The organism is Candidatus Thiosymbion oneisti, from assembly GCF_900092655.1.
GTDB classification, from domain to species: domain Bacteria; phylum Pseudomonadota; class Gammaproteobacteria; order Chromatiales; family Chromatiaceae; genus Thiosymbion; species Thiosymbion oneisti.
Window position 1 is genome coordinate 1 of record NZ_FLUY01001349.1, and the last position, 7,272, is coordinate 7,272.

Below are 7,272 nucleotides of genomic sequence, written 5' to 3' on the forward strand. Positions count from 1 at the left end.
ATCGAGGGGTGGTTTTCAACAGAGAAGATGCCAAAGCGCCAGAATTTGAAGCTCGTCGCCGAATCATTCCACACGACAAATTTCTGGAATTTGCCAGCCGTGTAAGAGACGTATAACAATCACATCCAGCCGACCCACAAAAGTGCCGCTTCGCTCTGCTTTTGTGGGTCGGCTGATGTGAAGCGTTAGGTGGCAGCAGCACAAGGGGCGCGGAGGAAGTTACATGCAAAAGCTTCGTCTGATTCTCACGTCGCTTATCCTCATCTCGACACTGATGACCGCCACTGTAGCCAAACCAGAAAATCCAGAGAAGAGCATCTGCGGGTCAATACAAGAACCTCTTATGTTCTTGCTGTGGAGCAGCGCCGCCGGCGAGCCGAGTACAGAAGTTGCTAATCACGTTCCAAACGCAGAACCGATATCGCACAAGACAAAGGACGGTCGTGTCTTGAGGGGCTACAAGCTAAGAAGCATGCACCCTGAGGGAACTGTTGTTGGCTCTGTCTTGGTAGCTCAAGGTAACGCAATGTTGGCTGATCAACTACTTTCCAGCCTAGCCAATTTTTCACAAGCAGGAATTGAGGCGTACATCTTCGACTATCGGGGTTACGGCAATTCGGAAGGAAAGCGCCGACTGAAGGCAATTGTAAATGACTACAAGGAAATCTTCGACAGCATCAATGGATCAACGCACGGCAGGCGATTTCTCTACGGCATATCTTTCGGTGGGATCGTTTTGCTAAATGTAGTTGGATCAGGCATCTCCTTCGATCGCGCCGTCATTGACTCGACGCCAAGCCGCGTCTCAAACGTGGGATGCCCGCAAGAGTACGATCCGGTGGTCAACTTCCCGAAAGATGGTTCCCGATTTCTAATGGTTGCCGGAGAACTCGACAAAGTTGTACCACTAAAGAATTCGCAGGAACTAAGAGACCTCGCAAAAACACGAGGGAGTCGCGTCGAAGTGCGAAGCGACTTTGCGCATCCATTTATGGACTCGAATATCCGAGTCCATCGAGCACGTATCGAACTCATCAGTTCATTTTTAGCGTCGTCGGATAGACGGGAGGAAAGGAGGTGGAATTTTGATCAGTTCAATAAGTAAGCTCCTTATTGTAATAAGTGCAGCAGCAATCTCCGGATTGGGTTGTGCGGCTACCCATAGTAGCGAAGCGGCAGATTGTGTTGAAAACATTCTTAATGTCGATATCGTGCGGATAGATGAAACCAATCACCGCTTTTTTATTGTCGGCAATATGATAAAAGCTCTGGATATTAAAAACAATCTGGTTCAAATAAATAGATGTTTTGTTGGTACTCCGTGGAAAGATGATTGGGCCTTGAGTGTGTTTACGGAGGCCAAATTTGCGGGCTATAAAGATGAGGAGCATATTATTCCCTATCACAGCGATAATAGCTGGGCTAAGGCTTATACTATGGAATACGATCGCTTTACAAAGACCTTGACGATAAACCCGGCAACTGACTCGACGCAACTTATGCCCTAACTTTATATGACCGCCGTGTGAAGTTAGTCATCCCAACTAATGAAAATACCCAAGTTTCGGCATATTTTCACGGAAACATGTGGGAACCCTTGCCCCTCCCTCTTGTCGGATAGCGAGAAAGATTTGGGGCGCTTTAAGCGCTTACCTTCATCGGTAATCGCACGGATGGAAACCCGAACGCGCGCGGCATGATCGGCATCTTCGGCGGCACCTTCGATCCGATCCACTTCGGCCACCTGCGCCCGGCCTTGGATATGCTCCAGGGTTTGCCGCTGCAAGAGATCCGCTTCGTTCCCCTAAGCACCGCCGTGCATCGGATGCAACCGGTGGCGACGGCCGCTCAGCGTCTCGCCATGGTACGGGCGGCAGTGGAAGGCCAACCGGGGTTTGTCGCGGACCCGTGCGAGCTCCAACGCACCGGCAGCTCCTACTCCTACGATACCCTCGTGTCCTTACGCGCACAGTTCGGTCCCCAGCTCCCCATCTGCCTGTTGACGGGACTGGATGCCTTCGCAGAACTCCCGACCTGGTATCGCTGGGAGGACATTGCAGGTATGGCCCATTTAGTGATCATGCGCCGCCCCGGAGCGGACGCGGTGACGGATCCTGAGCTGCGGCGCTGGATGGAGCCGCGTCTGGCCACGGACCCCGCAGCACTAGCCCAGGTCCCCGGCGGCCTGATCCTGTGCCGGGAGGTGACCCAGCTGGATATCTCCGCCACGGCCATCAGATCCCAGGTCGCGCAGGGCTTAAGTCCGCGCTTCCTGCTCCCCGCAAGTGTGCTGGCCTTCATCGAACGCGAGGGGCTGTATCGCCTACAAGCCCTTACTATCGACCTGAATGACCCTTAGAATCCTACGCTGTGCCTGAAATCCTTAAGTCCAGAGGAGATCCGATGCAGATAGAGCAACTGAAACGGCTGATCCTGAACGTCCTCGGCGACATGAAGGCCCGGGACGTCTCGGTTATGGATGTGCGTAACAAGACCACGGTGACCGACTTTATGATTGTGGCTTCCGGCACCTCGGAACGTCACGTCAAGGCGCTGGCCGAGACGGTCGCCTTCCGCGCCAAGGATGCGGGAGAGCCTCCCCTGGGCACTGAGGGGGTGCGGGAGGGTGAATGGGCCCTGGTGGACCTCAACGGCCTAGTGGTCCACATCATGTTGCCCAAGGTGCGCGACTTTTATAACCTCGAACGCCTCTGGTCGGCGCCCGCGCTGGTAGCATCCGAGGCAGCCGTGCGCTAGTACTTAAGTTTTGATTGATATTGCGAATTCATAGCCGCTGGTTGGCTCTCACCTTCCAGCGTCAAAGCCAGCAGCATCAATCGAGACGGAGCAGCGGCGTTCAAAGCCCTCCAGCAGCGGAGTACAAGAAATTTTTTAGGTCGGTTGCCCTGGGGCACGCGTCTATGTCAAACGATTGGCCGATAGCTCCGCCATATCGTTTTTTCCAAGCTCGAAGTACTTTTTCTGGATCGTACTGTCCTTCAAGGAGATGGTCATGCTCTCCAGATTCTTGGGACTCAATATATGGACCGGCTTGCGATAGTAGGTCTTCCCGTCGAGCTCGAGGGAGGTCTTGTCGAGTGCTTCGAGCATGCGGTTGATGCGATTGGCCTCCGTAAAGACCTTGATATTGGGTAGGCTCAGCTGGATGTCGCTCACCAGGAGATACATGTCGATGCTGTTCAACGGCAAGGTGAACACCTGGGTCGCATACAGCTTCTTGAGCGCGTCGTGGTAATCATAGTCGGTAAAATCGACGGCGATGATCTCATCCACTTCCGGATCTTCGAACATGGTCCTCAAGGGGGTGTTGTCCAGGTATCCGCCTTCCAGATAGAAATCGCCGTCGATCTCGACCGCCTTGAAATAAGGGATAGTAGTGATGCCGGCCAGAAATACGTCCATGAAGCGGTCCAGCGTACCCGGATTGATTGCGGACAGGATGTCGTTGATCCGGAAAGATCTCCCTTCACGTCGCGTCAGGTTGGTGGTGAAAACATCCCAGCTCACGGCAGCCAGATTTCCGCTCAGGATCTCCTGTCTTGCGGGTTGGTCCAGGGTCAGGGAATTGCGGCAACTGTCCTTGTCGACGGTGAACAGGTGAGAGCCGTTGGGGAGCAGAGAAGGCCGCAGACCCAGAAAGTTCTTGAAGACATGAAAGATGTCTCCCACACTCAAGCGCATGGTCCGGGTAAGGACCGGCGGTAGCTCCTCTTTCTCCTGATCCCAGAGGAGGTAATCCAGGGCGATATTGTTCCCCGAGCTGGTGGAGGCGATATGGGATACCGAGACCCCATTCTGCCGTAACCAGACCAGCGCCCCTTCCGTATAAAAACTTCTGTAACCGCCGCCGGAGGCGACAAAACCGTATTTTTTCATGACTGTTTCTACCTTGTTTGTTATCCGGATTGTCTACCGGGTGTCTTGAAAAAGGCCCGTTATGGATTCCGAACGGCTACCCGGAAATCGCCGTAAACACCTGTTGACCTTGACCTATCGGTTCAAACATGGTTTCCCGGATTGGCGGTGGGCATTAAGCGGTTTCTATCAAACGACACACCAACTACCTTACGTCCGCGGGGTCTCCAAATGGGGATGAAAGATCCGATTGAACTCGGGTAATTTCTCGATAAAGGGGACATGACCGGTGTCTTGGATCACCACCTCCTCATAGGCGCCGCCGGCGGCCCGATAACGCTCCAACACGGCTCGGGTCTGGCCCAGCATGGGCTGAGGCGGAAAGACCTCGGTCCCCGGCCAGCCGGGAATCTGTCCCGCGGCCCCGAGCGCCCCCGGGCAGGAGGCCGCCGCATCGGAGACCGCCAGGTCATGGCTACCGCGTATCCAGAGTATGGGAGGTTTCGGCTCGATCCTGTACAGACCCTCCAGGTCACCGGCATACTTGGGCGATGCGGCATTCGCCATACCCCAGCGACCGGGCGCCTTGAACGGCCAGTTCGGGGACTCGACGCTGTCTCCCGGCAGATCCTCAGGTCCGATGTGGGTCCGGAGGGTGGCCGCCACCAGGTCGTCTTCGCGGGCCGGGATGAAGGGCGGCTTGTAGACCAGCATCCGCAGCACGGCGCGCGGAGAGAATGCATTGTCAAGGCCAGCGTCACCGGCCTCGACCAGGCGCAGAAACTCAGGGTTGGCCAAGCCGCCGCCGGAACCGGCGAAATCCTCCCAGCAGGGGGTGCCCTGTACGTCCTTGGTGCCGCCGAAACCATAGGGAGAGCCTGGGTTGACCAAGGTCACCGTCAAGAGGCGTTCACTCGCCGCCATCAGCAGTCGCCAGGTCACCGAGCCCCCCATGGAGTTTCCCACCAGGTGGGCCTGCGCCACCCCCAAATGGTCGAGTAAGGCCAAGGCATCGTCCGCCAGATCGCCCATGCCCCGGGTCGCGTCGATCTTTTTATTCGGGTCCGCCGCGCCGAAACCGCGCTGGTCCGGCGCAATTCCTCGATAGCCCCCAGGCCGATAGGTGCCGGGCAGACTCAGCATCACCTCCTCCCACCAGGTGGCGGAGGTGACATTGCCGTGCAGGAACAGGACCGGGGTCCCGCTCTCGGGGCCGGTGAACAGGACGCGGGTGGTGATCCGGGGGGTGGTGATCGTCTGCGCGATGACACCGGTCAAGGTTGGAATAGACGTTGGAATCGACAAGCCGGCTGTTTACCGAGGTAGAACCTCAGCCCTCCTTTGAATTCAAATAGCGTTGCCTGAGCTCCGCCTTTTGTACCTTGCCGTAGGGCGAGTAGGGCAAGGCGTCGGCAAAGACTACGCGTTTGGGGATCTTGTAGCGCGCCAGGTGATCCGCACAGGTCCGGAGTACGGATTCCGCGGCGGGTGCTGTGCCTTCCCGCGCCACCACGACCAGCAGTCCCACCTCTCCGAATTTGGCATCGGGCTCGCCGATGAGCGCCGCCTCCGCGATCTCCGGGTGCTCCAGGACGGCGGCCTCGACCTCGGCGGCGTAGATGTTCTCGCCGCCGCTGATGATCATGTCTTTAAAACGGCCGACGATGGAATAGAAGCCGTCTTCATCACGCCGCGCCATGTCTCCGGTGTAAAACCAGCCGTCGCGGATCACCGTGGCGCTGGCCTCCGGGTTCTCCCAGTATCCCGAGCAGACATGAGGACCCCGGATCAGCAGCTCCCCGACCTCGCCTGCGGGCTGCTCTTTACCAGATTCGTCCAGGATGCGCATCTCGCTGTGAAAGATCGGCTTCCCCACCGATCCGCTCTTGGGGACGGATTCCGCGTCCGTCATGCTGAAGCAATTGGGACCCACCTCCGTGAGCCCGTATCCCTGGCGAAACACCACACCCTTTTGCTCCCGCCAGACCTTCATGATGGCCTCGGGGCAGGGCGCCCCGCCGCTGATGAACCAGCGCACCCGGCTGAAATCCGCCGCCGCGAATCGTGGCGACTTCATCCACAGCTGAAAGATGGTCGGCACCCCGAGGATGACGGTGCAGCCTTCCTGTTCGATGACCCGCAAGGATTCCTCGACCTCCAGGCTGCGGGCCAGGATGATCTTGCCGCCGAGGTAGAACAAGGGCGTCAGGAAGGCGAACAGACCACCGGCGTGAAACAGGGGAACGAACACCGGCGAGACATCTTGTTCCGAAAGTCCCCAGCTGGCCGCAGTGTTGATGCAATTGAAGAGTACCTGGCGGTGCGGGATCACTGCCCCTTTCGGCTGCCCGGTGGTACCGGAGGTGTAGAGGAGGCAGTAGGGGTCCTCGGCGTCCAGCCCCGATGGCCGCGTCGGTTCCGTCTCCGGTGCCGCCGCCAGGCCCGTATCATAATCCAGGGCCCCGTCGATAGCGGCGCCCTCCAGCGCGACGCAGGTACCCAGGTCCACCTGGGCCCGCAATGATGCCAAGGTACCTGCAAATTCGGGCCCGCACAACAACGCCTTGGGCCGACTGTCGTTGACGATATAGGCCAACTCCCGCGCCGCCAACCGCCAGTTCAGGGGCGCCAACAGGGCCCCGATCTTGCCCACGGCATAGAACAGATCACAGTAGACCACACTGTTGTGTGCCAGAATCGATACCCGGTCTCCCTTTTCCACCCCGAGGCGGTCGCGGAGAAAATGCGCCAGGCGATTAGCGCGGGCATTGAGATCGGCGAAGCTGTAGCGATGCCCGGTCGCCAGCTCCACCAACGCCTCCCGCTCCGGCGTCAGCAAGGCACGATGGCTCAGTAGATCGGCTGCGTGCATGAGGACAGTCGGCTCCCAGGTGATCCCCTAGTTCCAATATGGTAACTTCCCCCGCAGGTTTTGGCATCCCCATTAGGGAGGGTGTCGCAAAACGGTGGTGTCAGCTGCCAGCCTGTGAAGTTTAAACCACAGAGGACACAGAGAACGCAGAGAATTGGCTTATGCTCTTCTCTGCGTCCTCTGTGGTTCGAAAGAACTTTTGCGACACCCTCGGCGGGAGAGGGTTGGGGAGGACCGTAGGGCGGGAAAGCGCAGCGCATTCCGCCGTAACGCTGAGAACGCCGGCATCCTGCCGGCCAGGATTTGTCGGCAAGAGGCTGTTCCGACCCACCTTCTCCGCAGCGTGGAGCTTCCACGTCCCCACGCGGCACGTGGGGACGAGAAGCTGTTTTTATGTGTCAAATGGTTGCAACATCCTGATCTGCACAGCGGACCCTACAATCGATCAAGGCTCTTTATGGATTCCGGACTGCCAACGATCATGGAAGGGTACCACCGGACGTTTTGGAGTGCGGCGGCAACCT

At 57.7% G+C, this 7,272-nt stretch carries 7 protein-coding genes; 4 read left to right on the plus strand and 3 right to left on the minus strand.

What is annotated here, in order from left to right:
• Nucleotides 1-223: 223 nt before the first annotated feature.
• The 4 genes from BQ17_RS13870 (at nucleotide 224) to rsfS (ending at nucleotide 2,757) form a co-directional block, all read left to right on the plus strand.
• On the plus strand, nucleotides 224-1,105 hold the full coding sequence (locus BQ17_RS13870; protein WP_089728029.1) for an alpha/beta hydrolase: 882 nt from the start codon (nucleotides 224-226) through the stop codon (nucleotides 1,103-1,105).
• Nucleotides 1,086-1,508: a hypothetical protein gene (locus BQ17_RS13875; RefSeq protein ID WP_141699283.1), complete on the plus strand. Its 423-nt coding sequence runs from the start codon at nucleotides 1,086-1,088 to the stop codon at nucleotides 1,506-1,508. The genes BQ17_RS13870 and BQ17_RS13875 overlap by 20 nt, the downstream gene beginning before the upstream one ends.
• A 188-nt stretch (nucleotides 1,509-1,696) precedes the next feature.
• Nucleotides 1,697-2,359, plus strand: coding sequence for a nicotinate-nucleotide adenylyltransferase (nadD, locus tag BQ17_RS13880; RefSeq protein WP_089728033.1), 663 nt, complete (start codon nucleotides 1,697-1,699; stop codon nucleotides 2,357-2,359).
• 44 nt (nucleotides 2,360-2,403) lie between these two features.
• Nucleotides 2,404-2,757: a ribosome silencing factor gene (gene rsfS, locus BQ17_RS13885; protein WP_089728035.1), complete on the plus strand. Its 354-nt coding sequence runs from the start codon at nucleotides 2,404-2,406 to the stop codon at nucleotides 2,755-2,757.
• A 162-nt stretch (nucleotides 2,758-2,919) separates the two neighbouring features.
• Here rsfS and BQ17_RS13890 read toward each other — a convergent pair whose 3' ends face one another.
• From BQ17_RS13890 to BQ17_RS13900, 3 genes are all read right to left on the minus strand, one after another.
• A complete protein-coding gene (locus BQ17_RS13890) occupies nucleotides 2,920-3,897 on the minus strand; it encodes a patatin-like phospholipase family protein (protein WP_089728037.1) in 978 nt (325 codons plus the stop codon).
• Between the two features lie 189 nt (nucleotides 3,898-4,086).
• Nucleotides 4,087-5,154 carry an alpha/beta hydrolase gene (locus tag BQ17_RS13895; protein ID WP_218068272.1) on the minus strand — a complete coding sequence of 356 codons (1,068 nt, stop codon included), beginning with the start codon at nucleotides 5,152-5,154 and terminating at the stop codon, nucleotides 4,087-4,089.
• Nucleotides 5,155-5,206: 52 nt separating this feature from the next.
• Nucleotides 5,207-6,748, minus strand: coding sequence for a class I adenylate-forming enzyme family protein (locus BQ17_RS13900; RefSeq protein WP_176722431.1), 1,542 nt, complete (start codon nucleotides 6,746-6,748; stop codon nucleotides 5,207-5,209).
• Nucleotides 6,749-7,272: the final 524 nt, after the last annotated feature.